Raw genomic sequence first — 25,167 nt, 5'->3', positions numbered from 1 at the left:
AGGCAGGCGAGAGGCCCTAAAGTCCCAGCTCGGAGCTACCCGGCCCACTGCTCGGGGCATTCGCTCGGTAAGGTGACCCGCGGACAATCGAACGATTGTCGGCTATCCAGCGGAGGTAAAACGCGTGGCTCTCATCGTCCAGAAGTACGGTGGATCGTCGGTGGGGACCGCCGAACGTATCCGACGCGTCGCTGAACGAATCGTCGAGACCAAGAAGGCGGGCAACGACGTTGTCGTCGTCGTATCGGCGATGGGCGACACCACCGACGAACTGCTCGACCTGGCACAGCAGGTGTGCCCGGCCCCGCCTGCTCGCGAGATGGACATGCTGCTCACCTCGGGTGAACGCATCTCCAACGCACTGGTTGCGATGGCCATCCACTCGCTCGGCGCCGAGGCGCGGTCGTTCACGGGTTCCCAGGCAGGCGTCGTCACCACCAGCGTGCACGGCAACGCCAAGATCATCGACGTCACCCCGGGCCGCGTCCGCAGTGCACTCGACGAGGGTTCGATCGTGCTCGTCGCCGGCTTCCAGGGCGTCAGCCAGGACAGCAAGGACGTCACGACGCTCGGTCGTGGTGGGTCCGACACCACCGCCGTCGCGCTCGCCGCAGCGCTGAACGCCGACGTCTGCGAGATCTACACCGACGTCGACGGCATCTTCACCGCAGACCCGCGCATCGTCCCCAACGCACGCCACCTCGAGACCGTCTCGTTCGAGGAGATGCTCGAAATGGCAGCCTGCGGCGCGAAGGTGCTCATGCTGCGGTGCGTCGAATATGCCCGTCGTTACAACGTTCCCGTTCACGTGCGCTCGTCGTACACCACCAAACCCGGAACGATCGTCTCCGGATCTATGGAGGACATTCCAGTGGAAGAAGCAATTCTCACCGGCGTCGCACACGATCGCAGCGAGGCGAAGGTCACCGTCGTCGGTCTGCCCGACACACCGGGCTACGCCGCCAAGGTCTTTCGCGCCGTGGCCGACTCCGAGATCAACATCGACATGGTGTTGCAGAACGTCTCCAAGATCGACACCGGCAAGACCGACATCACCTTCACCTGCCCCAAGGCCGACGGCCCGACGGCAGTGGAGAAGCTTACCAAGCTGCAGGCCGAGATCGGCTTCGCGCAGGTGCTCTACGACGACCACATCGGCAAGGTTTCGCTCGTCGGTGCCGGTATGAAGAGCCACCCCGGCGTCACCGCGACGTTCTGTGAGGCCCTCGCCGACGCCGGCATCAACATCGATCTCATCAGCACCTCCGAGATCCGTATCTCGGTGCTGTGCAGCGACACTCAGCTCGACGACGCCGTGCGCGCGCTGCACGCCGCCTTCGATCTCGGCGGCGACGAAGAAGCCGTCGTACACGCAGGAACAGGACGATAGTCATGACCACAGTTGCAGTCGTAGGAGCCACCGGCCAGGTCGGTGCCGTCATGCGAACCCTGTTGGAGGAGCGCAACTTTCCCGCCGACACGGTTCGATTCTTCGCCTCCGCACGCTCGGCGGGCAAGAAGCTGCCGTTCCGCGGCGAGGAGATCATCGTCGAGGACGCGTCCACCGCGGACCTCACCGGTATCGACATCGCTCTGTTCTCGGCCGGTGCCACGCTCTCGCGTGAGCAGGCACCGCGATTCGCTGCCGCAGGTGCCACCGTCATCGACAACTCGTCGGCGTTCCGCAAGGACTCCGATGTGCCGCTGGTGGTCAGCGAGGTCAACCCCGAGGCAGCGAAGAACCCGCCCCGCGGCATCATCGCCAACCCCAACTGCACCACGATGGCCGCCATGCCGGTGCTCAAGGTGCTGCACGACGAAGCAGGCCTGCAGCGCTTGATCGTCTCGAGTTACCAGGCGGTGTCCGGTAGCGGACTCGCCGGCGTCGACGAGCTCGCCACGCAGGCACGCGCCGTCATCGACGACGTCGAAAAGCTGGTGCACGACGGTTCGTCGGTGGATTTCCCGGCTCCGAACAAGTACGTCGCGCCTATCGCCTTCAACGTTCTTCCGCTGGCAGGCGCTCTGGTCGACGACGGATCCGGCGAAACGGACGAGGACCAGAAGCTGCGCAACGAATCGCGCAAGATCCTCGGCCTGCCGGACCTGCTGGTGAGCGGAACGTGCGTGCGCGTGCCCGTGTTCACCGGTCACTCGCTGTCGATCAATGCCGAGTTCGCCAACCCGCTGTCGGTGGAACGCGCTCGTGAGCTGCTGGCCTCCGCCCCCGGCGTCTCGTTGGTCGACGTGCCGACCCCGCTGGAAGCCGCAGGCAAGGACGACTCCCTCGTCGGCCGCATCCGCCAGGATCCGGGCGTCCCCGAGGGTCGCGGACTCGCCCTGTTCGTCTCGGGCGATAACCTGCGTAAGGGTGCGGCGCTCAACACGATTCAGATCGCCGAGCTGCTGGTCTGACCTCGTGCGCGTTTTGCGTATCTGGAGGTACGCAAAACGCGCACGAGGGGGTCAGTTGAGGCGGCGACCCTCGGCGGAGGCGTCGAAGATATGCGCATGGGCCTCGTCGATGCGGACGTGAACGCGGTCGCCCTTCTCGGGTGGGCTGCGCCAATCTGCCCGAGCGACAATGGTTTCGGTCCGGCCGTTGATGTCCGCGCGGCCGAACACGAAGGCCTCGGAACCGAGTTCTTCGACGACGTCGATCTCGAGTGCGATACCGCTGTTGGCAATCTCGATGTGCTCGGGCCGAATACCGAACATCACCTCGGTCGCGGAACCGAGGGTCTGACGCGGCACCGGAATCACCTGATCGGCCAGGCGGACGCCGCCGTCGGTGACCGGAGCGCGGAACAGGTTCATCGACGGTGAGCCCATGAACCCGGCGACGAACGCATTGACCGGGGTGCGGTAGAGCTCACGCGGTGTGGCGCACTGTTGCAGCACACCACCTTTCAGGACGGCGACGCGATCACCCATAGTCATGGCCTCGACCTGATCGTGGGTGACGTAGACGGTGGTGGTGCCGAGCCGACGCTGCAACTGCGCGATCTGCGTTCGCGTCTGGACCCTCAGTTTGGCGTCGAGGTTGCTCAGTGGCTCGTCCATCAGGAACACCTGGGGCTGACGAACGATGGCGCGGCCCATGGCAACTCGCTGCCGCTGGCCGCCGGAGAGCGCCTTCGGCTTGCGGTCGAGGTACGGCTCGAGGTCGAGCAGCTTGGCGGCTTCCTCGACGCGAGTGCGAATGTCTTCCTTGTTCGCCTTCGCCAGCTTGAGGGCGAACCCCATGTTCTCGGCGACGGTCATGTGGGGGTACAGCGCGTAGTTCTGGAACACCATCGCGATGTCGCGATCCTTGGGTTCGGAATTGGTGACGTCCTTGCCGCCGATGAGGATGCGGCCCGAGTTGACCTCTTCGAGGCCTGCGAGCATCCGGAGCGACGTCGACTTGCCGCAGCCGGACGGGCCGACCAGAACGAGGAACTCACCGTCCTCGATGTGCAGGTCGAGCTCGTTCACCGCGGGGGTGTCGGAGCCGGGAAAAAGCCTGGTCGTGCGCTCGAACGAGATTGTTGCCATGACGAAATAGATCCCTCCACCGGCAGGAACGTGCCGGACGATCCGAGTGTGGGGTGTCGGCGGGAGCCGACCAGCACATAGTATGGGCCCCATCACAACCAGGAGGAAGGTGGCCGGGTGAGCGGCTCCGTGTCCAGACGAACCGCCCTACGTGGGCTGGCGGCGGCCGCAGTGGCAGCCGGAGCAGCGGCGATACCCGTGGCGTCGACGACTCGTCGAGCGCTGGCCGACGACTTCTTCCGCGGGCAGAGTCCATTGCTGTTCCATTCGCCGCCGCTGACGCCGTTCCGCGACGAGCTACCGCGCTTGCCGCTGATCAGCGGAACCGAGGTGAGCCTGGACGCGCACAGCGCCACCCACGCATTCCACGCCGATCTCAGGCCCGCGCCTACGTTCGGTTACGGACAGTGCGACTACCTCGGGCCCACCATCGAATCGCAGCAGGGCCAGCCGTGGACGCTGAAGTACTCGAACACCACCGCGGGGAATCCGCTCGCCGCCGACATCGACACCTCGCTGCACGGCATGAGCGAGATGGATCGCACGATGACGCCGACAGCACTACACCTGCACGGTGCCGTCACCGAACCGGCGAGCGACGGGCACTCCGAGATGCTGGTGCGCCCGGGTGAGTCCATGACGCACAACTTTTCCGGGCTCAACGACGCTGCCGGGCTGTGGTACCACGACCACGCCATGTCGATGACGCGCATCAACGTCTACGCTGGCCTGCTCGGGATGAACCTCGTCCGTGATCGTTGGGACACCGGCACTTCCGATAATGCGCTCGGCCTGCCCTCGGGCGAATTCGAGTTGCCGCTGGTGCTGCAGGAAAAGATCATGAACCCCGACGGCAGCATGAGCATCCGCTCCAATATCACCGTGCCGCAGGGTAAATGGGAAGGCGGCGGCACCGGAGACGTCGGCGTCGTCAACGGCAAGATCTGGCCGACGATGGAAGTCGCACGGGGTATGTACCGGCTGCGGCTCGTCAACGCCGGGTCGTACAGCGTGTGGAACCTGTTCTTCACCAACAAGTTACGATTCTGGGTCATCGGAAACGACGGCGGACTGCTCGATGCGCCGGTGGAAACCACCAGTATTCGACTCGCACCCGCCGAACGCGCCGACATTCTCGTCGACTTCGCCGCAGTCGAGTCGGGTGCTCTCGTCGAGCTCCTCAACGACGAGCCGCCGCCGGCGCAGGCCGCATCGCTCGGAGCCGTCCCGATGCCGATGTTCTGTCAGTTCCGCGTAGCGTCCGCGGCGGGCTTCCGGGGCGGCATGCCGTCGTTGCTGCGCGGAGGTAAGGGGCAGCCGGATCTGTTGCCCGCGTTGCCGACCCCCACCTTCACCCGCACCGTCACCGTGAACCAGCCATCCGGCGGGTTGAACCTCGACATGACGCTGATGAACCTGAACAACCTGCGGTACTCCGACCCGGACATCGAGATGCCCAAGCAGGGCACCGTGGAGATGTGGAACATCGTCAACACGACGGTCGAGCCACACCCGATTCACCTGCACCTGGCGCACTTTCGGACGTTGGGACGCATCCCCATCGACCTCGCGGCGTACCAACGCGACTTCCCGCGGCCGACGTTCGGCACCAAATGGGCTCCGCCGGTGGAGAAGTTCCTCACCGGACCCTCGTTGCCGCCGGCCACCTGGGAAGCCGGGTGGAAGGACACCGTCAACACGTACCCGGGCACCGTCACCCAGATCCTCGTCCGATTCCCGACGGCCGACGAACTCGGCTTCGATCCCGACGCCACGTTCGCGGGACCGGCCGCCCACCACGGCGGTCACGATATGAGTGGTCACGACATGCCGGCTCCGGGGCCGACCGAACTGCAGGGGTACATGTGGCACTGCCACATGCTCGACCACGAGGACCACGAAATGATGCTGCGGTACCGCACCGTCGCTCCGTGACGCACATACCCGGACCCCTGCGGGGTCGGGAGCGGGGTTGCGCTCATGGTCCGGCCGGTCCACACTGACCGAGCCTGTACGGCAATCCCCGCAGGCGGCCGACATTCCTGCCTGTCGGCTGACTGCGACAACGGAACGGACACCGCCCATGACCAGCAGCGGAACCAGATCCGACCCCTGGGCTCTCACCACCGCCCCCGGCACCTCGGCGTACACCATGCACCGCGATCCCGACCACGAGCCACCTGCCCTCGTGTGCCAGGTGGGGTCGACGACCTTGCGATACCGCATCGAGGCAATCGAAGACCTGCACGGTTGGCTCACCGAACGCGCCGACTGGGTATTGCTCGGTGCTGCGGACGAAAAGAAGCCGGCTGCGCCGGACACGGTCGAAGCGTGGGGGCGTTCGCCCGACAATCCGGTCGGCGGTTGGTACGGACTCAGGAACGGATACCGCGGCCGCTTCGGAATGTACTTGCCGCCGCTACTCGAAGAGCTCGGCCTGGCCGAGCTGACCCACAATGCGCGCAACAACAGCGTGCGTGCGTTGTAAGGGGCTCGTCGAAAAAGTCTGTCGGTGGGTGGGTATAGCTTTCGTGGTGTGAAGACATGGGGGGATGTGTTCGGGCTCGGGGACCAGGAGTTGGTCTCCGAGCTCGCCGACGTGGCTTCACTTGAAAATTCCCTCGCCGCAACCAGATTGACGTTGCTCGCCGAGATCGACCGCCGCGGCTTGGCAATGAAACTCGGGCACTCGTCCGTCACCCGCTGGTACGCGAAGTCGGTTCGGATCACCGACGGGTCAGCCGCCCGCCAGAACGCACTGGGGTACTGGCTGTTCGATCACCCCACCGTGCTCGACGCCCTCGCCGACGGCCGGATCCATGCCGCGCATGCCGCCGCCATCGCCGAGGGATACGACGTCGTGCTGGTGGCCGACCCGACGTTGAATCAGGACCGGCGCGACGGAATAGTCGCCGAATTGCTCGACACCGCGATGCGCAACACCGCCGGCCAAGTGACCTCCCACGCGCAGGCTTTGGCGCATGCTGCCGCCGACGACGCCCGAGCACGACACGCGAAAGCCGAGAAACAACGCCGAGAGCAGGAACAGCAGGAACAGGAACGCCACGATCAGGAGCGGCGGAAAGACGATACAGCGACCACTAACGGCACGCCTCCCGATCCGAAACCACCTGCGCCCGAGCCTGTTCCGCCGACACCCGCACCGCGACCGGTGTCGGAGAACCCGGACCTGAACCGATTCGACCTGCATGCTCTGGCCAACGGCCGCTTCCAGGTCGGCGGCAACATCGACCGACTCCTCGCCGAGAAGCTTCTCACCGCTCTGTCGCCGTTGACGGCACCGCGACCCGGTCCCGGCGGTGAACGCGATCCACGTAGCCCGTCGAAGCGCCGGGCAGATGCACTAGATCAGATCCTCGACCGGCACCTCCGCGGCGGCACCCGCGGGTCGGCGGGCGGGTCGCGGGCGTCGGTGCACCTGATCGTTCCCCTGCGGGACTTGCTCGCCCACGGCGGTGACAAGCAATCAGATAGCGGTGCAACGGATTCGGGTGACAAGGGTTCGGTCTCGAATGGTTCCTCGAGCGGCAGCGATAGCAACGCCTCGCGTCCGGATGGATCTGCTCGAGGGGATATCGCTGCTCACGGCGATGCGGCATCCAGTCGTGATGGTGTCGGTGGCAGTAGCGCCGGGCATGGGACTGCCCCCAACCCAGGGAGTATGGCTGCTCGCGGCGCAGCAGCGTCCGGTGGTGACGGTGGCGATGTCGGCCGTGCCGGGCAGGAGTCTGCGTCCGCCCCGGACGACGCTGGTCCTCGCGGCGATGCCGCGGCCGGTCGTGGCGGTGGCAGTCACGCCGGGCAGAAGTCTGTGCCCGAGCCGGGTGACGCTGACTGGCCGTTCCATTTCGACTGGACCGGCCCGATCAGTCGATCCCTCGCCGAGCTGGTCACCTGCGACGCCGACTTGGCCCCCGTCATCGTCGACGACCACGGCGTACCACTCGCGCTCGGACGAACCACCAGACTCGCCAGCGACGACCAACGCATCGCCCTGACCATCCGCGACACCTGCTGCGTCATGTGCGGCCGCCCAGCCCAGTGGTGCCAAGCCCACCACATCGAATTCTGGGAACACGGCGGCCACACCGACCTGATCAACCTTGCGCTGGTCTGCGGAGAATGCCACCGCCTCGTCCACCACGGCGACTGGCAACTGATCATGGGCGACGACGGACACCCCTACGCCATCCCACCCGAATCCGTCGACCCCAGACAGCACCCCCTCCCGAGCTACCACCGACGAAAACAGCGAGCCGCCTGACTCCAGGTCGGTTGTGATCCTGCCGATCTATCGGACGGGAGGTGCAACCGTGCGGTAATGCGCCGCGATGTCGCCGGGGGTGGTGAACCAGACGCCGTCGCTGTTGTCGGTCAGGTGCTGCAGCGCTGCGCGGAACCGTCGCAGCCGGTAGGGCTGACCCGTCAGGAAGGTGTGCACGGAGACGGCGAGCACCACCGGTTGCCTCGCCGAGTTCTCCTTCAGTTCGTCGAAGCTGCCGATGATGTTGTGCTCGAACGCTTCTGCGGTCTGATGGTGATGGACGAACATCGGCAGATCGTTGATCTCGTGCGGATACGGGACGCTGAGCAGCGGGCCGCCGCGGGTTTGTAGCCACACCGGTTGGTCGTCGACGGGCCAGTCCAAGGTGTACTGGTAACCGCGCTCCGCGAGGAGGTCCTCGGTGACGCGGCTCGGATTCGCGCCGGGGCTCATCCATCCTCGGGGCGGTGTTCCCTCGTGTCGTTCGATCGTGGCGGTGACATCCTCGATGGAGCGGCGTTCGGTGTCTTCATCTTGATCGTTCGGTTGCACCGCGTTCGTTCGGCCGTGCGCGACGACCTCGGCGTCGAGGGCTCGGAACGCCGCAGTCAGCTGCGGGGCGTGCTCGTACACCTCGGTGTTGACCAGCAATGTCGGCCGAATCCCGGACTGCTGCAGTGTCTCTGCGATCCGGAAGCCACCGACGCGATTGCCGTATTCACGCCAGCCCCAGTTGTACGTGTTGGGCTGGTCCATCGCGGGTGTGTAACCCAACCCGGGCTGCCCGTCGTCGTACGGAAAGTGCTCGCAGTTGACCGCGACGTACACCGCGAGCCGCGCCCCGCCCGGCCACTCGAACTGAGGCCGATCGACGATGGGGGAGTACTCGAAGCGGCCGTGCGAGGGGAGAGCCATGGCCGGGGTATTGCCCGCGGCGAGTCGGCACAAACTGTCGGTCAGTCGGTCTGAGTCGCGGCGTCCACCAGGTGGGCGATCTGCGGGTCCCGTGGCTCGAACACCTCGAACACTCCGATGGCTGCCAGCTGCGGTGCCAGCTCTTTCAGCGTCGCGATCAGTTCGTCGTGGGCCGCGGTTCCAGGTTCCACGTCGCGGAGCGCTTGCGCATTCGCGATGAACGCCGCCACCGTGCCTTTCCGTATCGGGTGACCGTCGAACGTGGCTCTCTCGGCTCCGTCGGGAAGTACGTCCTCGGGACGTACCGAATGGCTCGTCATGTTGATCCTTTCCGTCGAACAACGCGCTTTCTGCGCGCGAAGGCCAGTGTGCCCACGACGGCGCGACAGGGTGGTGCGACGGTCGGCGGTCGGGCTGAGCAAACGCCTGTCGGCGGTCTCGAAGGCGGATGAGCGGGGTTGTGACAAAACTTAAAGTCAGGCTGGACTGTTTGTTGTTTTGACGCTACTGTGCAAAGTGTGACTACCGACACAGAGCTCAGCGACGGCGCACCGACCCCGCGCCGCACGCAGGCGGAACGCACCGCGGGGACTCGCGCGAAGTTGCTCGATGCAGCCATCGAGTGCCTCGTCGAGTTGGGTTTCGCGAAGACCAGCACGCAGGAGATCGCGCGGCGTGCCGGTGTGTCCCGCGGAGCGCAGCTGCACCACTTCCCGACCAAGGAGACGTTGGTGACCGCTGCCGTCGAGCATCTCGTGGACCGCCGCCTCTCCGAGATTCTGGAAGCCGAGCCCGACCCGGAACGCGGACCGGAGATCCTCGTCGACGCGTTCTCGGGCCCGCTGTTCTATGCCGCACTCGAGCTGTGGGTCGCGGCCCGTACCGATCCGGCTCTGCACGAGGCAATGGTTCCGCTCGAACGACGCGTCGCCGAGGCGATTCAGAGCGGCGCTCAGATCGTCATGGGTAGCCGCATGTCCACGGAGTCCATCGAGCTCAGCGTCGAGCTGGCACGCGGGCTCGCTGTCTCTGCTCTGTTCCGTACCCCCGAAGCCGACGCGCAGCTGCGCGGACGGCTCCTCCCTGTCTGGTCCGAAAAGGTGATGGACTCGTGAATTCTGCACTGCCCCAACAACTGGACGTGCTCGTCGTCGGGGCCGGTTTCGCCGGCCTCGCCGCGGTGGCGAAGATCATCGCCGCCGATCCGAGTGCCGACGTGACCGTCATCGAGCGAGCGTCGGAGGTGGGCGGCACGTGGCGGGACAACACCTACCCCGGGTGTGCGTGCGATGTCCCGACGTCGCTGTACTCGTTCTCGTTCGCGCCGAGCCCCAAGTGGAGCCACACCTTCGCGCGCCAACCGGAGCTGTTCGACTACCTCCGCTCCGTAGTCGACCGCCTGAACCTGCGGGACCGCATCGTCACCGATTGTGAACTCCTGTCGGCCGATTGGAGCGACACGGACCAGCGGTGGACCGTGCAGACCTCCCAGGGTGCGACGAGCGCCAGAGTTCTCGTAGCGGCGACCGGCGCACTGTCGACGCCCAAGATCCCGGACGTCCCGGGCATCGACACATTCCAGGGAACTGTGTTCCACTCCGCGACGTGGAACCACGAGCACGATCTGACCGGAGAGCGCGTCGCCGTGATCGGCACCGGTGCGTCGGCGGTGCAGTTCGTGCCAGAGATAGTGGACAAAGCTCAGCGGCTCACCGTCTTTCAGCGCACACCGGCGTGGGTCATCCCGCGTCTGGACCGCACCATCGGCCGGGTCGAGCGGGCTCTGTACGAGAAGGTTCCCGCGGCCCACCGCGCGGTTCGCGGCATCATCTACGGGTACCGCGAGGCGTACGTGACCGTGCTGGCCGACAACCCGTGGATGCTGCCCGCGGTGAAGGTGTTCGCCAAAGCGAACCTGAAGCGTCAGGTCAAGAACCCGACGAAGCGGGCGGCTCTGACCCCCGACTACGCACCCGGCTGCAAACGTCTTCTGCTGTCCAACGATTGGCTGCGAACACTGGACCGACCCGACGTCGACCTGGTGACATCGGGCCTCACGTCGGTGACCGAGAACGGCGTCGTCGACGCATCGGGTCGCAACCACGAGGTGGACACCATCATCTTCGCGACGGGGTTCACCCCCACCGAACCGCCGGTGTCACATCTGTTGCACGGCAGCGACGGCCGGACTCTCGCGCAGCACTGGGGCGGTAGCCCGCAGGCGCACCTGGGTACCACCGTCGCCGGCTTCCCGAACCTCTTCCTGATGTACGGCCCCAACACCAACCTCGGGCACAGTTCGATCGTCTACATGCTCGAATCGCAGGCCAATTACGTCGTCTCGGCGCTCAGTGAGATGCGGGACCATCGGGCAACTGCCGTCGAGGTGTCCGAATCCGCTCAGCAGCAGCATAACTCGTGGGTCGACTCGTCTCTCGACGGCACCGTCTGGAATGCCGGCGGTTGCTCGAGTTGGTACCTCGACGCCAACGGACGTAACTCGACGATGTGGCCCACGTACACATTCCGGTTCCGCAACAAGACGCGAACGTTCGACACCTCGAATTATCGACTCGTCTCCGACACCCGTGAATCAGACAAGAAGGCGGTTTCCGCATGAGCGACTACGACGTACTGATCATCGGCTCCGGTTTCGGCGGCAGCGTCGCCGCGCTGCGGGCCGTGGAGAAGGGCTACCGGGTGGCGGTGCTGGAATCCGGCCGACGGTTCGCCGATCACGAATTGCCCAAGACCAGTTGGCGTTTGCGCAAGTACCTGTGGGCTCCGGCGCTCGGCTGCTACGGCGTCCAACGTATCCACCTGTTGCCCGACGTGCTGGTGATGGCGGGTGCAGGCGTCGGCGGAGGCTCGCTCAATTACGCCAACACGCTGTATCAGCCACCGACGAAGTTCTTCGAGGATCCGCAGTGGGGCGCCATCACGGACTGGAAGCGTGAGCTGAATCCGTATTACGACCAGGCTCGTCGGATGCTCGGTGTCGAGACCAACCCGACGATCACCGCCTCGGACAAGGTCATGAAGGAGGTCGCCGAGGACATGGGCGTGGGCGACACGTTCACCTCGACTCCGGTCGGCGTGTACTTCGGTGACCGTGGCAAGACTGCACCCGACCCGTTCTTCGGTGGTGCCGGCCCCGAGCGGACCGGGTGCACCGAGTGTGGTTCGTGCATGACGGGTTGCCGCGTCGGCGCGAAGAACACCCTCGTCAAGAATTACCTCTACCTGGCCGAACGTGCAGGTGCGCACATACTTCCGCTGACGACCGTCGTGGACGTCCGCCCGAACGGCAGCGGCTACGACGTCGTGACGCGCAGGACCGGGGGCAAGCTGCGGCGCAAGGAGAAGACGATCACCGCCGATCAGGTGGTCTTCTCGGCGGGCACCTACGGAACACAGAAGCTCATGCTCGCCGCCAAGGAGAAGGGTTCGTTGCCGCGGCTGTCGAACAAGATCGGTTCGTTGGTACGTACCAACTCCGAGGCCGTGCTGGCCGCAACGGCGCGCGGACGCGAGGTGGACTACCACGAGGGAGTGGCGATCACGTCGTCGTTCCACCCGGACGATCACACGCACATCGAACCGGTGCGATACGGCAAGGGCAGCAACGCGATCGGCCTGTTGCAGACCGTTCTCAGCGACGGCGGCGGCAAGGTGCCGCGGATTCTCAAGACGCTGGGAGTGGCGCTGCGTCACCCCGGCGCGGCGGCCCGCAGCCTGTCGGTCCATCGGTGGTCCGAACGCACCGTCATCGCTCTGGTGATGCAGACCGACGACAACTCTCTCGAGCTGGGCTCGAAGAAGGGGCCGTTCGGGCGTCGTCTGACGAGTCGGCCCGGGGCGGGCGATCCGCCGCCGCAGTGGATTCCGCAGGGGCACACGGCCATCAGGTTGCTCGCCGACAAGATCGGCGGCGACCCGGGCGGGTCGATCGCGGAGATAGTCAACATCCCGATGACCGCGCACTTCCTCGGCGGCTGCGCCATCGGCGATTCACCGAATACCGGCGTGATCGACGGCTATCAGCGGGTGTACGGCTACGAGGGCCTGCATGTGCTCGACGGGTCTGCCGTGAGCGCCAACCTCGGCGTCAATCCGTCTCTGACCATCACCGCGCAAGCCGAGCGGGCAATGGCGTTGTGGCCCAACAAGGGTGAGCCGGACCGCAGGCCTGCTGTCGGCTCGGGTTATGTCGAGGTGGCACCGGTGCAGCCGTCGAACCCCGTGGTGCCGGTGACAGCGCCGGGCGCGCTGCGCCTGCCGCTGACCGTCGTGGGGAGGGATTCCTGATGTGGAGTGTCGTCGAGTCGGAGACGGAGCGCACCGACTGGCCGGTCAGCCCCGCCGCGCCGTGGCCCGCGAATGTCCGGGCCACGATCTGGTGGCACCGAGCCCGGTCGTCCGATTTCGCGCCTGCCGGTGCGAAGACGCTGCCGATCACGATGTGCATGGTCGTCGACTACATGACGTCACCCGTCGGCCCCTACCGCGAGATACTGGCGAGCCCGGTGCTACGTCGGGACGTCGGGAAGATTCCGCGGATGTCGGTGCCGTTCATCGCGGTCGATTCCGCGACGTCGGTGCACGGCGGTCGAACCAACTGGCATCTGCCCAAGGTGCTGGCCGAGTTCGACGGCGACGTGCTGAACAAGGCGGGGGTCAGTGGAGGGGAGTGGTCGGTACGGACCGACTCCCGTGGGTTCGGTCCGGCATTTCCGATGCGCGGTTCGATCGGGTTCGCGCAACCGGTGACCGGCGGATCGGCTCTCGGCGTCGCGAGTTTGAAGGGAAAAGCCAGGTTGGCCAGGGTGCAGGTGGACGCTGGAGGGCCGACGCTCGATCGCTGGTTGCCGTCGGGCACGTATTTCGGGTTGCAGATCGTGTCGGGTTCGATGCGGACGGGCGAGGCGCGGCTGGTGCCCTGAGGCCGATCCTTTTCTTGACTTAGTACAGATTGATGGCATGCTGGTGGTCGAGCTCGAGGGTTTATGCCGCGTGAGTACGGGCATCCCCAACGAGAACCCGGCCGCGCCCTCGGCCGCATAGTTTCCGTCCGGGACAGCCCTCTCGGACTCGACACAGCCATCAGGAGGCTTCGTATGACCAAGCCGACCACCAGCAAGCCCACCACCAGCAATTCGGGAATCCCCGTCGCCAGCGACGACCAGTCGCTCACCGCCGGCGCGCAGGGCCCGATCCTGCTGCACGATCACTACCTGATCGAGAAGATGGCGCAGTTCAACCGCGAGCGGGTCCCGGAGCGCGTCGTGCACGCCAAGGGCGCAGGAGCATTCGGTGAGCTCGAGATCACCGGCGACATCAGCAAGTACACCAAGGCCAAGGTGCTGCAGCCCGGTGCCAAGACCGAGATGCTGGCGCGCTTCTCGACCGTCGCCGGCGAGCAGGGCAGCCCCGATACTTGGCGCGATCCTCGCGGCTTCTCGCTGAAGTTCTACACCGACGAAGGCAACTGGGACCTGGTCGGCAACAACACGCCGATCTTTTTCGTCAAGGACCCGATCAAGTTCCAGGACTTCATCCGTAGCCAGAAGCGTATGCCCGATTCCGGTCTCCGTGACAACAACATGCAGTGGGACTTCTGGACCCTCTCGCCCGAGTCGGCACACCAGGTGACCTGGTTGATGGGTGACCGCGGCATCCCGAAGTCGTTCCGCCACATGGACGGATTCGGCTCGCATACATACCAGCTCATCGCCGAGGACGGCACGAAGACCTGGGTGAAGTTCCACTTCAAGACCGATCAGGGTATCGACTTCCTGACGCAGGACAAGGCCGACGAGGTCGCCGGTACGTCCCCCGACCACCACCGCCAGGACCTCTTCGGATCCATCAAGAACGGCGACTTCCCCAGCTGGACTCTCAAGGTGCAGCTCATGCCGTACGACGATGCCGAGAACTACAAGTACAACCCGTTCGACCTCACGAAGGTCTGGTCGCAGAAGGACTACCCGCTGATCGAGGTCGGCAAGATGACCTTGAACCGCAACCCGGAGAACTTCTTCGCCCAGATCGAGCAGAGTTCGTTCGAGCCGTCCAACACCGTGCCCGGCATCGGCTTCAGCCCCGACAAGATGCTGCTCGGCCGTGTCTTCTCCTACGCCGACGCGCACCGGTACCGCATCGGTGCGAACTACGCGCAGCTGCCGGTCAACGCCCCGAAGTCCGAGGTCAACTCGTACTCCAAGGACGGCAACATGCGGTACTCGTTCAACTCCCCGGAGACGCCCGTCTACGCCCCCAACTCGTTCGGCGGCCCATCGGCAGACACGAACAAGTACGGCGACGACGGAGCGTGGGACTTCGAGCCTCGTTTCGTCCGCACCGGGTACATCGAGCATCCGGAGGACGGCGACTTCGTCCAGGCCGGCAACCTGGTCCGCGAGACGATGGACGACGCGCAGCGTGAACGTCTGGTCGGCAACATCGTGGGTCACGTCCTCAACGGCGTCAGCGAGCCCGTCCTGAGCCGAGTGTTCGAGTACTGGACCAACGTCGACCCCGATCTCGGCAAGAAGGTCGAGGAAGGTGTTCGTTCGCAGCAGAACGAGACTGCCCCGACCACAGGTGCAGGCGCGATCGACGATCCTGCCGACGAAGCCGCCAAGGTCTGACCCGTAGCCGCTCTGGGATCGGCGTCACAACGACGCCGATCCCGGAACAACCGGCACGGTGCCGCCGTTGTGCAATACAGACGGAAGCACAATAATGGCGTGCGATGCACACCGTCGTACAACGGCAGGGAGGCCACATCATGACGAACCCCATCACCAGCACCCTCGACGCAGGTCAGCAGAAGATCGCGGGCGACGCTCTGCAGGGAACCGTGGTCGATCTAATCGACCTCTCGCTCATCGCGAAGCAGGCGCACTGGAACGTGATCGGTAAGAATTTCCGGTCCGTGCACCTCGAGCTCGACGAACTGGTCACTGCTGCACGGGAATTCACCGATCAGGCGGCCGAGCGCGCCACCGCCATCGGGGTCAGCCCGGACGGTCGGGCAGCCACCGTCTCCTCGACGGCCGGAACCAAGGGATTCGGTGCCGGGTGGACGCAGGACAGTGAAGTGGTGCCGGCCATCGTCGACAACATCGCTGCCGTCGTCGACCGTCTGCGTGGACGCGTCGCCGATACCGCAGAAGCCGACCCGGTGACGCAGGACCTGCTCATCGCCATCACTGCTCGGCTCGAGCAGTTGCATTGGATGTGGCAGGCCCAGGCCAGCTGAGCCCTGAATTCGATGCGGGCCCCTCACCGGTGGTGAGGGGCCCGTTTTGTTTGCGTGTAGAGCCCACGGGTATTCCCCGGCCCATGTCACAAAGTGCTCCGAAGGTCGACGCGGTGTTGTTCGATATCGACGGCACACTCGTCGATTCCAATTACGTCCACGTCGACGCGTGGTCCCGTGCATTCCGCGACGCCGGTTACGAGGTGTCGTCGTGGCGCATTCATCGCAGCATCGGGATGGACGGGTCGAAGTTGTTGGAGGCGTTGGTCGGTTCGTCCGACAGCGCGCTCGCGCAGGAAGCGAAGACCCTGCACGGGGAGTACTACGCGGCGGCGTCGAAGACCCTGGAAATTCTGCCGGGTGCGCGGGAGCTGTTGGCAGAGCTGAGTACTCGCGATGTCACCGTGGTGCTCGCGACGTCCGCTCCGGAGTCCGAGCTGTCGACGTTGCGTGATCTGCTCGAGATCGAGGATTCGGTGGCGGTGGTGACGTCCGGCGAGGACGCCGAGGTGGCGAAGCCGGAGCCCGACATCATCGGTGTTGCGCTCGAGCGCGCCGGCGTCGACGCAGACAACGCCATCATGGTGGGAGACAGCGTGTGGGACATCGAATCCGCCGGTCGAGCAGGAGTGCGGGCCGTCGGCGTGCTGAGCGGTGGGATCTCCCGCGCAGAGTTGCTCGACGCGGGTGCTGTGGCAGTGTTCGACGACCCGGCCGACCTGCTCGAGCACCTCGCCGATAGCCCCATCTTCGACGACGAGGCAAGTGCTTGAGCAACTTCCGAAAGCCTTGTCCGAGGGTCGACGGGTACGTCCCCATCGAAAGTTACGGCGCGATCGGTGACGGTCGAACCGTCGCCATGATCGCCGACGACGGCCGCATCGATTGGTTCCCGGTACCGAATCTCGATTCACCACCGCCGTTCGCTTCGCTGCTCGACGCTCCGCACGGTGGTTACATCGAACTCACGCCCAGAGACGAGTTCACCGTCGAGCGTGAATTCGTGCCCGGCACAAACGTTTTGAGTACCACGTTTCGGACCGATGCTGGCACCGTTCGGATTACCGATTCCCTCAACACCGGCGTGGCCGGGCGATTGCCGTGGGTGGAGTTGGCGCGTCGCATCGACGGACTCGACGGAACGGTGGACATGACCTGGTCGGTCGCACCGGGGACCATGCTCGGTATCGCGTCGCCGTGGGCGTACGACACCGAGCACGGAACCGTTCTGCGCGTCGACGGATTGACCCTGGCAGTGCGGACTCTGGGGATCGAGGACGTGCAGCTCGCGGATCGCGACATCAGTGGCGTCTTCACCACCCACTCGGGTTCTCGGCACGTCATCGGTGTGGTCGGAACCGAGAACGAACCGCTACCGCTGCCCGATCCGCAGCACCTCGACGAGGGCATCGACCGGACCATCGACAATTGGCGTGTCTGGTCGGACGAGTTCTCGTACGAGGGCCCGTGGGCGGAGCACGTCGCTCGCAGCGCGTTGGCGCTGAAACTGCTGCTGCACAGTCCATCCGGAGCTATCGCTGCGGCAGCAACCACGTCATTGCCCGAGAATCGCACCGGTGGAAAGAACTGGGACTACCGCTATGCCTGGGTTCGCGACGCCGCGTACACGATTCGCGCCTTGCAGCGTTTCGGGCTGCGGGAGGAAATCCATGCGGCGGTCGCCTGGCTGCTGAAAGTCATCCGATCCAACGATCCCTTGGTGAACGTGTTCTACACGCTCGGCGGCGAATTGCCCGGCGGGACGGAGCAGCCCGACGTACCCGGCTGGCGAGGCATCGGGCCGGTGGTGAACGGTAACGCCGCAGCGGACCAACTCCAGCTGATGATCTTCGGAGACCTGTTCTCCATCATCCGGCAGTACGTGGACGCGGGGAACATCCTCGACGCACAGACCGGTCGGCTGCTCGCGACCATCGCGGACGAGGCCTGCGATTCGTGGCAGCGCAAGGATGCCGGTATCTGGGAGCTCGAGGTGGAGCAGCACTACACGAGCTCCAAGCTCGGGTGCTGGCAGGCGCTGGACTGCGCGGTGCACCTGGCCGAAGCCGGTGAGATCCCGGGCATACCGGATCGGTGGAAGGCCGAAAAGGAGTGCATACGGCGGTACATCGAAACCGAGTGCTGGTCCGAGGAGCGGCAGGCCTACCTCGCGTACCCGGGTGCCGATGGGCTCGACGCGTCGGTGCTGTTGGCGGCCGAGATGAATTTCGATCGTGGAGAACGTATTTCGTCTACTATCGATGCGCTCGGCGACGAGCTCGGTGCCGGGCCGCTGATGTACCGCTACAGCGGCGTGTCCGAGGAAGAGGTCACGTTCGTGGCCTGCGCGTTCTGGCGAGTGTCGGCGCTGTCGTGCGTCGGCCGAGACGACGAGGCCACAGCCCTGATGGACCAGCTGGTGGAGATGTCCAACGACGTCGGACTGTACAGCGAAATGATCGATGCTTCGGATGGGTCGTTTCTGGGTAATTTCCCGCAGGGCTTGAGCCACCTGGCCCTGGTGAATGCAGCGCTGACCATCGCGCGCTCGCACGACGCCACTGCCTGACAACCGACCTCTAGCGCAAAGTGGGATCGAATGGATTTGGGAATCGACGGTAGAGCCGCACTGGTCACCGGAGCCGACTCCGGCATCGGGTGGCACACTGCGAAGCTGCTGCTGGCCGAGGGTGTCCGTGTGGTCGTCAGCGACAAGGACCAGAGTTCGCTCGACGAGGCCGCCGCGAAACTCGGTGCCGCGGAAGGGCAACTGTTCGCGTTCGCCGCGGACGTGACCGATACCGAGGCCGTCGAGAACCTGGCAGTGCGCACGCAGCAGGCCGTGGGCGACATCGACATTCTGGTGCAGTCCTCAGGTGTCACCGGTGCCCAGGGGCTGTTCCACGAGATCGACGAGGAAGGGTGGCGCTCCACCCTCGACATCGACCTCATGGGCCCGGTCCGCCTACTGCGCGCGTTTCTCCCCGCGCTCCGGCGCGGTGGCTGGGGACGCATCGTGCTGTTGACGTCCGAGGACGCCGTACAGCCGTACGACGACGAATTGCCGTACTGCTCGGCCAAAGCCGGGGTTCTGGCTCTGGCCAAGGGGCTTTCGCGCAGTTACGCGTCCGAGGGCCTACTTGTCAACGCGGTCTCACCCGCATTCATCCACACCCCGATGACCGACGCGATGATGGACAAACGAGCCGAGGAGAAGGGCACCGACAGAGACGGCGCCATCGAGAGTTTCCTCGACGAGGAGCGTCCGTACATGGAACTGGGACGCCGCGGCGAACCCGAGGAAGTGGCCTCGGTGATCACGTTCCTGTGCTCGGACCGCGCGTCGTTCGTCAACGGATCCAACTACCGAGTCGACGCCGGTTCCGTCGCAACAATTTAGGAGAACAGCATGACCAATTTCGGATACACGTTGATGACCGAGCAGAGCGGCCCCAAAGAGCTGGTGAAGTACGCCGTCGGAGCCGAGAAGGTCGGCTTCGACTTCGAGGTCAGCAGTGACCACTACTCGCCGTGGCTCTCGTCCATGGGCCACTCTCCCTACGCCTGGACCACTTTGGGTGCTGTCGCGCAGGCCACCGAGCGCGTCGAGCTCATGACGTACGTGACGTGCCCGATCATCCGGTACCACCCGGCCGTCGTCGCCCAGAAGGCCGCGACGTTGCAGATTTTGGCCGACGGACGTTTCACCCTTGGCCTCGGTAGCGGCGAGAACCTCAACGAGCACGTCGTGGGCGAGGGTTGGCCGTCCATCGACAAGCGACAGGACATGTTCGTCGAGGCACTCGAGATCATCCGCGCACTGCACGCCGGTGGCCTGGTCACGTACGAGGGCAAGCATTTTCGCGTCGACTCGGCTCGGATCTGGGACCTACCCGAGGGTGGGGTCCCGATCGGTATCGCCGCCGGCGGTGAGAAGGCAGTGGCGCGGTTCGCCGAGTACGGCGATCACCTCATCGCCACTGAGCCGGACGCCGACCTCGTCAAGGCGTGGTCCGACAACCACGAGGGCCCGGCCCGCTCCATCGGCCAAATCCCCATTTCGTGGGATCCGGACAAGGACGCCGCCATCGATCGCGCACACGACCGATTCCGCTGGTTCGCCGGTGGCTGGGCCGTCAACGCCGATCTGCCGACGACCGCCGGGTTCGCAGGAGCCACCAAGTTCGTGCGGAAAGAGGATGTGGCCGATACGATTCCGTGCGGACCGGACCTGGACGCCATCGTCGAGGCCGTGAAGCCCTATTGGGAGGCCGGTTACACCGACATCGCCCTCGTGCAGGTGGGCGACGAGACCCAGGAGCGTTTCCTCGCCGAGGCTGCAGGCCCGCTGTTGGAGAAGCTGCGCGCTGCGTCCAGCTGAGCACAAGCCACGAGACCCCGATCGAGACCGTCGATCGGGGTCTTGCGCTGTCACCGAACGTGAATGTCCTTGCGGTCGAGCGCCCTACCGGTCAGTGCTACAACTGCGACAGTGAGCAGTGCCGTGGCCGTGACGATCGACAGTGCGGCTCCGGTGGTCAGCGAACCCGAATCACCGAAGGTCCCCGACGCCAGTTGGGTTGCACGAGTTGCCAGGGCATAGGGCAACACGAAGAGTGCCCCGGTCACTTCGGCGGTGAGGAGGACTACCGAGATACCGGCACCGACGACAGCGATGGCAATCGGCACCGCAAACGACCTGATCGCCATCGACAGACCGGATTGCAGAGCCGCCACCGGGAGCGACCCCACCACGACGAGTGCACCGGTCGCGAAGAGCTCGGACGGGATCATGCCGTCGAGCGAGAAGACCGCTTTGCCGACAGCGACGACGGCTGCCAGCATGACGATGTTCATCGCCGCGGTCAGCGTTGCCACCACAGCGGTCTTGGCGATCACGATGCGCAACGACGGAACCGGCCCACTCATCAGGGCATTCCAGTTTCCTCCTCGGTGTTCGGATTGCCACGCCAGCGAGGCCAGTACGGCAACGCCGAGTGCGAGTGGGAACAGGCCGTAGAACACGACTGTGCGCAACCACAAGGTGCGCCACCCCTCTGCCAACTCTGCGCCGGACGCGATCGTGTTGAACGTTCCGACCCCTGCGATGATCAGCGGGAGGAGAACGACGACCGCCCATGCCTGCGAGCGCCTGAGCTTGATCATTTCGGCCGAAAACTCGTTCATGCTCGTACCTCCTGTCGATCGAGTCGAACGGTCATGAGCCAGAACAACACTGCCCCGACAACTCCGAGCGCGACGATGCTGGCGTAGGACGGGTTCAGCGTCACCACCTGCTCGCCTCGGTAGTCGGCGGCAGACGCCAAGGAGTAATACCCCCACGGCGTCAGGTGTGCTGCCCAGGAGGGGAATCCGGAGGCGCAGATCGCAATGACGGTACCCACGATGCCGATTCCCAGCGCGACCAGTTGGTTGTCCACTCGCGCTGAGATCAGCAGGTGCAGACCGAGTATCACGAGGTTGGCAGTCACCGTCGCCGCCGTGAAGCCCAACCACAGGCCGGCAGGCAACGGTTGGGTCACTCCGATGGCGGTCCCCAGAAATACACCTGCAGCACTGGCGGCCACCGTCGCGCCGCCGACAACGAAGCCCGTGGAGACGAGCTTCGCGCGGACGAGTGCTCCGCGGTCGGCTCCAGTGGTCTGGTTCAGCAGCCAGCCGTTGGACTGGTGCTCGACTTCCACTGTGCGGCTGGCTATCACTGCGATCAGCAGCGGCGACGCGATGGGGACGGCAAGGGACAGACCGGCCAGTGGCAGTGCCCAGGAGACCGCGGTCGAATCGTTCGACGTCGCCGCGGTGAGAGCGCCGACGAAGGTCAACCCGACGATCGCGGCGACCAACACTGCGGCGATCGCGCCGATGTGCAGGTGCCTGAGTTTGGCGAATTCGTTGCGTACCGCAGTCACAATCGGCCGCCCTTCGTCAGATTCATGAATACGTCTTCGAGCGATTGATCGTCGCGCCGAACGCCGAAGACGCCTACGTTGGCACCGACGAGTTCTGCCACCACCTGTGCGGTACCTCGATCGTCGATGCCGGAGAGCCTCAACGTGTGGTCTTCGACCTGAACCGGGAGCTTCTGTTGCAGAACCGAATTCGCGCGTTGGGGATCGGTCGCGTCGATGAGTACGTCCGGAGTGGAGGCGGCGAACAGCTCGTCGCGGGTGCCTTGGAAAATCAGGCGGCCCTGGCTCAGGATTCCGAGCATGTTCGCCGTCTTGTCGATCTCGCCGAGCAAATGGCTCGAGACCATCACCGTCACACCGTGTTCGGCGAGATGACGGAGCAGGCCGCGGATCTCCTCGATACCGGCCGGGTCCAATCCGTTGGTGGGCTCGTCCAGAATCAGAAGTCGTGGTTCGCGCGCGAGCGCCATCGCGATACCCAGGCGCTGCTTCATCCCCAGTGAGTAGTTCTTCACCTTCTTGTCGAGATGTTCCTGCAGGCGGACGGTCGCCACTGCGCGTTCGATCTGCTCGGCGGGCAATCCGAGCGAGCGTTGCACGATACGGAGGTTCTCCGCACCCGTGAGATGACCGTATCCGGGTGGGGATTCGATGAGTGATCCGATGTGGGAGAGCACTTCGCGGCGGGTGCCATGATTCATCGGCCTGCCCAGGATCTCCACCTCACCGGAGGTCGGTCGGATCAGGGACAGCAGCATCTTCATGGTCGTCGACTTTCCGGATCCGTTCGGACCGAGAAAGCCGTAGACGCAGCCCTCGGGAATGCGAAGGTTCACGTCGTCGACGACGGCATGCGTGTCGTAGCGTTTGCCGAGTCTGTGAGTTCTGACGATGTCCATGCCTCGACTCTGGCGCGTCGATCACGGAGAGTCGTCGCACGAGAGTATCGAGATCGTCATACTCGAGGATGACGCCGCACGTACTGCTACGGAGCCAGGCGCGACAGGTTCTTCGAGATGCTCGACGTCAGTGCCTTGCCGACGATCGCGGCGAGTCCGGGGATCGGGGCGTCGAATCCAATTGTGTAGTCGAGTTCGGTGCCGCCGTCAGAGGTGGGTGTCAGCTTCTGCACACCCCAATGACCGCGTAGCGGGCCACCTTTGGTGATGCGGTACTCGATGAGGGTGTTCGGCTCGGAGACGGTGGTGGTCTCCTCGAACGCGGGGAGTGGCCCCAGCTTCAGGCTACGAACCGATCCGACGCCGTTGCGTGCGGTGTCTCCGTCGCGCACACGGCGGATCGTGGCCAGGAACAACGGACCGAGGTTCTCGTGTTCGGACAGCGCCGCGAAGACGACGTCGGGAGACGAAGCGAACCGATGGGTGACATGAACGCGGGTGGGGGTCGGCATGGGGCGTGAGATCCGTTCGCTGGTTCCGAGCAAGGACGATTCACAGTACGCCGACCCGACAACGGAAAAGGACCCGCTCGAGTGAATCGAGCGGGTCCTGATCGTCATCCAACTGTCGGGGTGGCGGGATTCGAACCCACGACCTCTTCGTCCCGAACGAAGCGCGCTACCAAGCTGCGCCACACCCCGTGTACCGCTGCAGAAGTCTAACTCACGACTGCCTCAGAACGCGAAACGCCCTCGTCGGAGGCGTCCTTCGGGCCCTTTCTGGGGGCAGGAGTGAGCGTGATCAGGGTTGCTTCGGGGCGGCAGCAGAAGCGGGCAGGCGCGTACGGCGACGTCCCGAGACCGGCAGACACGTGGAGCTGCGTGTGCGCGCCCCACTTGGACGGACCCTTGACCCGAGAGCGATCGATCTCGCAGTTCGTCACCAGCGCACCGTAGAACGGCAGGCACAGCTGGCCGCCGTGGGTGTGCCCGGCGAGGACGAGGTCGTAACCGTCCTGTGCGAACTTGTCCAACACCCGGGGCTCGGGGGAGTGCGTGATGCCGAGGCGCAAATCTGCCAACGGGTTCGGCTGGCCAGCGATGGTGTCGTAGCGATCGCGCTTCAGGTGCGGATCGTCGACGCCCGCCGATGCGATCCGGACTCCGGCGACCTCGAGTTCGCGGCGGACATGCGTCACGTCGAGCCAACCGCGTTCGGAGAACGCAGCCCGCAGGTCACGCCACGGCAGCGACTCGCCCGTCGTGCGCTTGTGGTTCTTGTCGAAGTACTTGAAGGGGTTCTTCGGCTTGGGCGCGAAGTAGTCGTTGCTGCCGAACACGAACAGCCCGGGCCGCGACAAGAGGGGCCCGAGGGCCTGCACGACGCTGGGAACGGCGCGTTGGTGAGACAAATTGTCGCCGGTGTTGACCACGAGGTCGGGTTCGAGGCGGTCCAGCTCGCGGAGCCAGTTCTGCTTCATCCGCTGGCCCGGCATCATGTGCAGGTCGCTGATGTGCAGTACGCGCAGCGTTGCGGAGCCGGGCTCGAGCACCGCCATCGACGTCTCACGGAGCGTGAACGCGTTGCGCTCGACGAGGGTGGCGTAGCCGATGCCCAAGGCCGCAGCACCCGCCGTCCCGATCACCGAACTCTTGAGCGGTGCCGCTCTGACGACGTCGCGCGTGTGCTCGGCAACGGAGCGCAGTTGCGTGGAGGCGTTGCGCAGTTGCGTCGAGGTTGGCAGTAACGAGGAACTGAAGTGAACGGCCACCCAGTCCACGATACGGCAGCAAGCCGATATGGACGCGCGAGCCGACCGCTGGGCCGCGTAGCGTTTCTGCCATGTCCGAACTCAAGGCCCGTATCCGAACCGACCTGACCACAGCGATGAAAGCGAAGGACAAGCTCCGGCTGGCAACGCTGCGCATGATCCTCGCCGCCATTCAGACCGAGGAGGTCTCCGGCAAGGAGGCCCACGAACTGACCGACGACGACGTCCTGAAGGTGCTGGCGAAGGAATCGAAGAAGCGCGGCGAATCGGCCGAGATCTACACCCAGAACGGCCGCGGTGAACTTGCCGCCAACGAGCACGCCGAGGCGCAGATCATCAACGAGTACCTGCCCACTCCGCTGACGGACGAGGAACTGGCCACCATCGTCGACACCGCGATCGCCCAGGTTGCCGAAGAATTGGGCGAGCGACCGGCCATGAAGCAGATGGGTCAGGTCATGAAGATCGCGTCGGGCCTCGCCGCAGGCAAGGCCGATGGATCCCGCCTGTCGAAGGCCGTCAAGGACCGCCTGTAGTGCGCTCCGCGCAGTGGTGCGGTTATGTGC

The 25,167-nt window shown here is 65.0% G+C and carries 24 protein-coding genes and 1 tRNA gene; 16 read left to right on the top strand and 9 right to left on the bottom strand.

From position 1 onward, the window contains the following. Positions 1-124 precede the first annotated feature (124 nt). Both QM588_RS23090 and QM588_RS23085 read left to right on the top strand, forming a co-directional pair. Positions 125-1,390, top strand: a complete 1,266-nt coding sequence (locus QM588_RS23090) for an aspartate kinase (RefSeq protein WP_283316854.1) — start codon at positions 125-127, stop codon at positions 1,388-1,390. 2 nt (positions 1,391-1,392) lie between these two features. Then, entirely contained in the window at positions 1,393-2,415 is a 1,023-nt protein-coding gene (locus QM588_RS23085) for an aspartate-semialdehyde dehydrogenase (RefSeq protein WP_283316853.1), read from the top strand. A 51-nt stretch (positions 2,416-2,466) separates the two neighbouring features. Here QM588_RS23085 and QM588_RS23080 read toward each other — a convergent pair whose 3' ends face one another. Then, positions 2,467-3,537, bottom strand: coding sequence for an ABC transporter ATP-binding protein (locus tag QM588_RS23080; protein ID WP_283316852.1), 1,071 nt, complete (start codon positions 3,535-3,537; stop codon positions 2,467-2,469). Positions 3,538-3,654: 117 nt separating this feature from the next. Here QM588_RS23080 and QM588_RS23075 point away from each other — a divergent pair, with 117 nt between their 5' ends. From QM588_RS23075 to QM588_RS23065, 3 genes are all read left to right on the top strand, one after another. Then, complete coding sequence (locus QM588_RS23075) at positions 3,655-5,472, top strand: multicopper oxidase family protein (protein WP_283316851.1); 1,818 nt, start codon at positions 3,655-3,657, stop codon at positions 5,470-5,472. A gap of 148 nt (positions 5,473-5,620) precedes the next feature. After that, positions 5,621-6,025: a DUF6855 family protein gene (locus QM588_RS23070; RefSeq protein WP_283316850.1), complete on the top strand. Its 405-nt coding sequence runs from the start codon at positions 5,621-5,623 to the stop codon at positions 6,023-6,025. A 48-nt stretch (positions 6,026-6,073) separates the two neighbouring features. Further along, positions 6,074-7,822 carry an HNH endonuclease signature motif containing protein gene (locus tag QM588_RS23065; RefSeq protein WP_283316849.1) on the top strand — a complete coding sequence of 583 codons (1,749 nt, stop codon included), beginning with the start codon at positions 6,074-6,076 and terminating at the stop codon, positions 7,820-7,822. A gap of 27 nt (positions 7,823-7,849) precedes the next feature. Here the strand turns inward: QM588_RS23065 and QM588_RS23060 are convergent, their stop codons facing one another. Together QM588_RS23060 and QM588_RS23055 are read right to left on the bottom strand one after the other, a co-directional pair. Next, positions 7,850-8,737 carry a polysaccharide deacetylase family protein gene (locus tag QM588_RS23060; protein ID WP_032400326.1) on the bottom strand — a complete coding sequence of 296 codons (888 nt, stop codon included), beginning with the start codon at positions 8,735-8,737 and terminating at the stop codon, positions 7,850-7,852. A 41-nt stretch (positions 8,738-8,778) separates the two neighbouring features. Next, the gene (locus QM588_RS23055; protein WP_032400325.1) at positions 8,779-9,057 is read right to left on the bottom strand and encodes a hypothetical protein; all 279 of its coding nucleotides are present in this window, start codon (positions 9,055-9,057) and stop codon (positions 8,779-8,781) included. A 189-nt stretch (positions 9,058-9,246) separates the two neighbouring features. Between QM588_RS23055 and QM588_RS23050 the strand changes: the two genes are divergently transcribed. The 10 genes from QM588_RS23050 to QM588_RS23005 all read left to right on the top strand — a co-directional run bounded on the left by QM588_RS23050 (position 9,247) and on the right by QM588_RS23005 (position 20,382). After that, positions 9,247-9,852, top strand: coding sequence for a TetR/AcrR family transcriptional regulator (locus QM588_RS23050; RefSeq protein ID WP_371832586.1), 606 nt, complete (start codon positions 9,247-9,249; stop codon positions 9,850-9,852). Further along, complete coding sequence (locus QM588_RS23045; RefSeq protein WP_283316847.1) at positions 9,849-11,357, top strand: flavin-containing monooxygenase; 1,509 nt, start codon at positions 9,849-9,851, stop codon at positions 11,355-11,357. The genes QM588_RS23050 and QM588_RS23045 overlap by 4 nt, the downstream gene beginning before the upstream one ends. Further along, a complete protein-coding gene (locus QM588_RS23040) occupies positions 11,354-13,045 on the top strand; it encodes a GMC oxidoreductase (protein ID WP_032373786.1) in 1,692 nt (563 codons plus the stop codon). Before QM588_RS23045 ends, QM588_RS23040 begins: the two co-directional genes overlap by 4 nt. Next, entirely contained in the window at positions 13,045-13,680 is a 636-nt protein-coding gene (locus tag QM588_RS23035; protein ID WP_283316846.1) for an acetoacetate decarboxylase family protein, read from the top strand. The genes QM588_RS23040 and QM588_RS23035 overlap by 1 nt, the downstream gene beginning before the upstream one ends. A gap of 174 nt (positions 13,681-13,854) precedes the next feature. Then, a complete protein-coding gene (locus tag QM588_RS23030; protein ID WP_283316844.1) occupies positions 13,855-15,387 on the top strand; it encodes a catalase in 1,533 nt (510 codons plus the stop codon). A 140-nt stretch (positions 15,388-15,527) separates the two neighbouring features. Next, positions 15,528-16,001 carry a Dps family protein gene (locus tag QM588_RS23025; protein ID WP_027494510.1) on the top strand — a complete coding sequence of 158 codons (474 nt, stop codon included), beginning with the start codon at positions 15,528-15,530 and terminating at the stop codon, positions 15,999-16,001. Positions 16,002-16,084: 83 nt separating this feature from the next. Beyond that, positions 16,085-16,774 (top strand): HAD family hydrolase, encoded by a 690-nt coding sequence (locus QM588_RS23020; RefSeq protein WP_283316842.1) that lies wholly within the window; start codon positions 16,085-16,087, stop codon positions 16,772-16,774. After that, the gene (locus tag QM588_RS23015; RefSeq protein ID WP_283316840.1) at positions 16,771-18,570 is read left to right on the top strand and encodes a glycoside hydrolase family 15 protein; all 1,800 of its coding nucleotides are present in this window, start codon (positions 16,771-16,773) and stop codon (positions 18,568-18,570) included. The genes QM588_RS23020 and QM588_RS23015 overlap by 4 nt, the downstream gene beginning before the upstream one ends. Positions 18,571-18,600: 30 nt before the next feature. Beyond that, positions 18,601-19,401 (top strand): SDR family NAD(P)-dependent oxidoreductase, encoded by an 801-nt coding sequence (locus QM588_RS23010; protein WP_027494507.1) that lies wholly within the window; start codon positions 18,601-18,603, stop codon positions 19,399-19,401. Positions 19,402-19,410: 9 nt separating this feature from the next. Then, positions 19,411-20,382, top strand: coding sequence for an LLM class F420-dependent oxidoreductase (locus tag QM588_RS23005; RefSeq protein ID WP_027494506.1), 972 nt, complete (start codon positions 19,411-19,413; stop codon positions 20,380-20,382). Between the two features lie 50 nt (positions 20,383-20,432). Here the strand turns inward: QM588_RS23005 and QM588_RS23000 are convergent, their stop codons facing one another. The 6 genes from QM588_RS23000 to QM588_RS22975 form a co-directional block, all read right to left on the bottom strand. Continuing rightward, positions 20,433-21,188: an ABC transporter permease gene (locus QM588_RS23000; protein WP_283316837.1), complete on the bottom strand. Its 756-nt coding sequence runs from the start codon at positions 21,186-21,188 to the stop codon at positions 20,433-20,435. After that, complete coding sequence (locus tag QM588_RS22995) at positions 21,185-21,931, bottom strand: ABC transporter permease (protein WP_283316835.1); 747 nt, start codon at positions 21,929-21,931, stop codon at positions 21,185-21,187. The genes QM588_RS23000 and QM588_RS22995 overlap by 4 nt, the downstream gene beginning before the upstream one ends. Then, positions 21,928-22,830 (bottom strand): ABC transporter ATP-binding protein, encoded by a 903-nt coding sequence (locus QM588_RS22990; RefSeq protein ID WP_283316833.1) that lies wholly within the window; start codon positions 22,828-22,830, stop codon positions 21,928-21,930. The genes QM588_RS22995 and QM588_RS22990 overlap by 4 nt, the downstream gene beginning before the upstream one ends. An 86-nt stretch (positions 22,831-22,916) precedes the next feature. After that, positions 22,917-23,342, bottom strand: coding sequence for an SRPBCC family protein (locus QM588_RS22985; protein ID WP_283316831.1), 426 nt, complete (start codon positions 23,340-23,342; stop codon positions 22,917-22,919). A 115-nt stretch (positions 23,343-23,457) separates the two neighbouring features. Next, a tRNA-Pro gene (locus tag QM588_RS22980) sits at positions 23,458-23,531 on the bottom strand. A gap of 17 nt (positions 23,532-23,548) precedes the next feature. Beyond that, positions 23,549-24,475, bottom strand: a complete 927-nt coding sequence (locus tag QM588_RS22975; RefSeq protein ID WP_283316931.1) for a metallophosphoesterase — start codon at positions 24,473-24,475, stop codon at positions 23,549-23,551. A 197-nt stretch (positions 24,476-24,672) separates the two neighbouring features. Between QM588_RS22975 and QM588_RS22970 the strand changes: the two genes are divergently transcribed. Continuing rightward, positions 24,673-25,137, top strand: coding sequence for a GatB/YqeY domain-containing protein (locus tag QM588_RS22970; protein WP_027494503.1), 465 nt, complete (start codon positions 24,673-24,675; stop codon positions 25,135-25,137). Positions 25,138-25,167: the final 30 nt, after the last annotated feature.

Source organism: Rhodococcus sp. IEGM 1354 (assembly GCF_030056855.1).
GTDB lineage: Bacteria > Actinomycetota > Actinomycetes > Mycobacteriales > Mycobacteriaceae > Rhodococcoides.
This window is presented reverse-complemented; position numbering and strand designations above follow the sequence as displayed.

Bases quoted from the DNA above. Each gene is read 5' to 3' on its own strand.
- QM588_RS22990 (WP_283316833.1), bottom strand. From the start codon at position 22,830: ATGGACATCGTCAGAACTCACAGACTCGGCAAACGCTACGACACGCAT.
- QM588_RS23070 (WP_283316850.1), top strand. From the start codon at position 5,621: ATGACCAGCAGCGGAACCAGATCCGACCCCTGGGCTCTCACCACCGCC.
- QM588_RS23010 (WP_027494507.1), top strand. From the start codon at position 18,601: ATGGATTTGGGAATCGACGGTAGAGCCGCACTGGTCACCGGAGCCGAC.
- QM588_RS23025 (WP_027494510.1), top strand. From the start codon at position 15,528: ATGACGAACCCCATCACCAGCACCCTCGACGCAGGTCAGCAGAAGATC.
- QM588_RS23035 (WP_283316846.1), top strand. From the start codon at position 13,045: ATGTGGAGTGTCGTCGAGTCGGAGACGGAGCGCACCGACTGGCCGGTC.
- QM588_RS22985 (WP_283316831.1), bottom strand. From the start codon at position 23,342: ATGCCGACCCCCACCCGCGTTCATGTCACCCATCGGTTCGCTTCGTCT.
- QM588_RS23020 (WP_283316842.1), top strand. From the start codon at position 16,085: ATGTCACAAAGTGCTCCGAAGGTCGACGCGGTGTTGTTCGATATCGAC.
- QM588_RS23000 (WP_283316837.1), bottom strand. From the start codon at position 21,188: ATGAACGAGTTTTCGGCCGAAATGATCAAGCTCAGGCGCTCGCAGGCA.
- QM588_RS23085 (WP_283316853.1), top strand. From the start codon at position 1,393: ATGACCACAGTTGCAGTCGTAGGAGCCACCGGCCAGGTCGGTGCCGTC.
- QM588_RS23055 (WP_032400325.1), bottom strand. From the start codon at position 9,057: ATGACGAGCCATTCGGTACGTCCCGAGGACGTACTTCCCGACGGAGCC.
- QM588_RS23040 (WP_032373786.1), top strand. From the start codon at position 11,354: ATGAGCGACTACGACGTACTGATCATCGGCTCCGGTTTCGGCGGCAGC.
- QM588_RS23080 (WP_283316852.1), bottom strand. From the start codon at position 3,537: ATGGCAACAATCTCGTTCGAGCGCACGACCAGGCTTTTTCCCGGCTCC.
- QM588_RS23005 (WP_027494506.1), top strand. From the start codon at position 19,411: ATGACCAATTTCGGATACACGTTGATGACCGAGCAGAGCGGCCCCAAA.
- QM588_RS23030 (WP_283316844.1), top strand. From the start codon at position 13,855: ATGACCAAGCCGACCACCAGCAAGCCCACCACCAGCAATTCGGGAATC.
- QM588_RS23060 (WP_032400326.1), bottom strand. From the start codon at position 8,737: ATGGCTCTCCCCTCGCACGGCCGCTTCGAGTACTCCCCCATCGTCGAT.
- QM588_RS22970 (WP_027494503.1), top strand. From the start codon at position 24,673: ATGTCCGAACTCAAGGCCCGTATCCGAACCGACCTGACCACAGCGATG.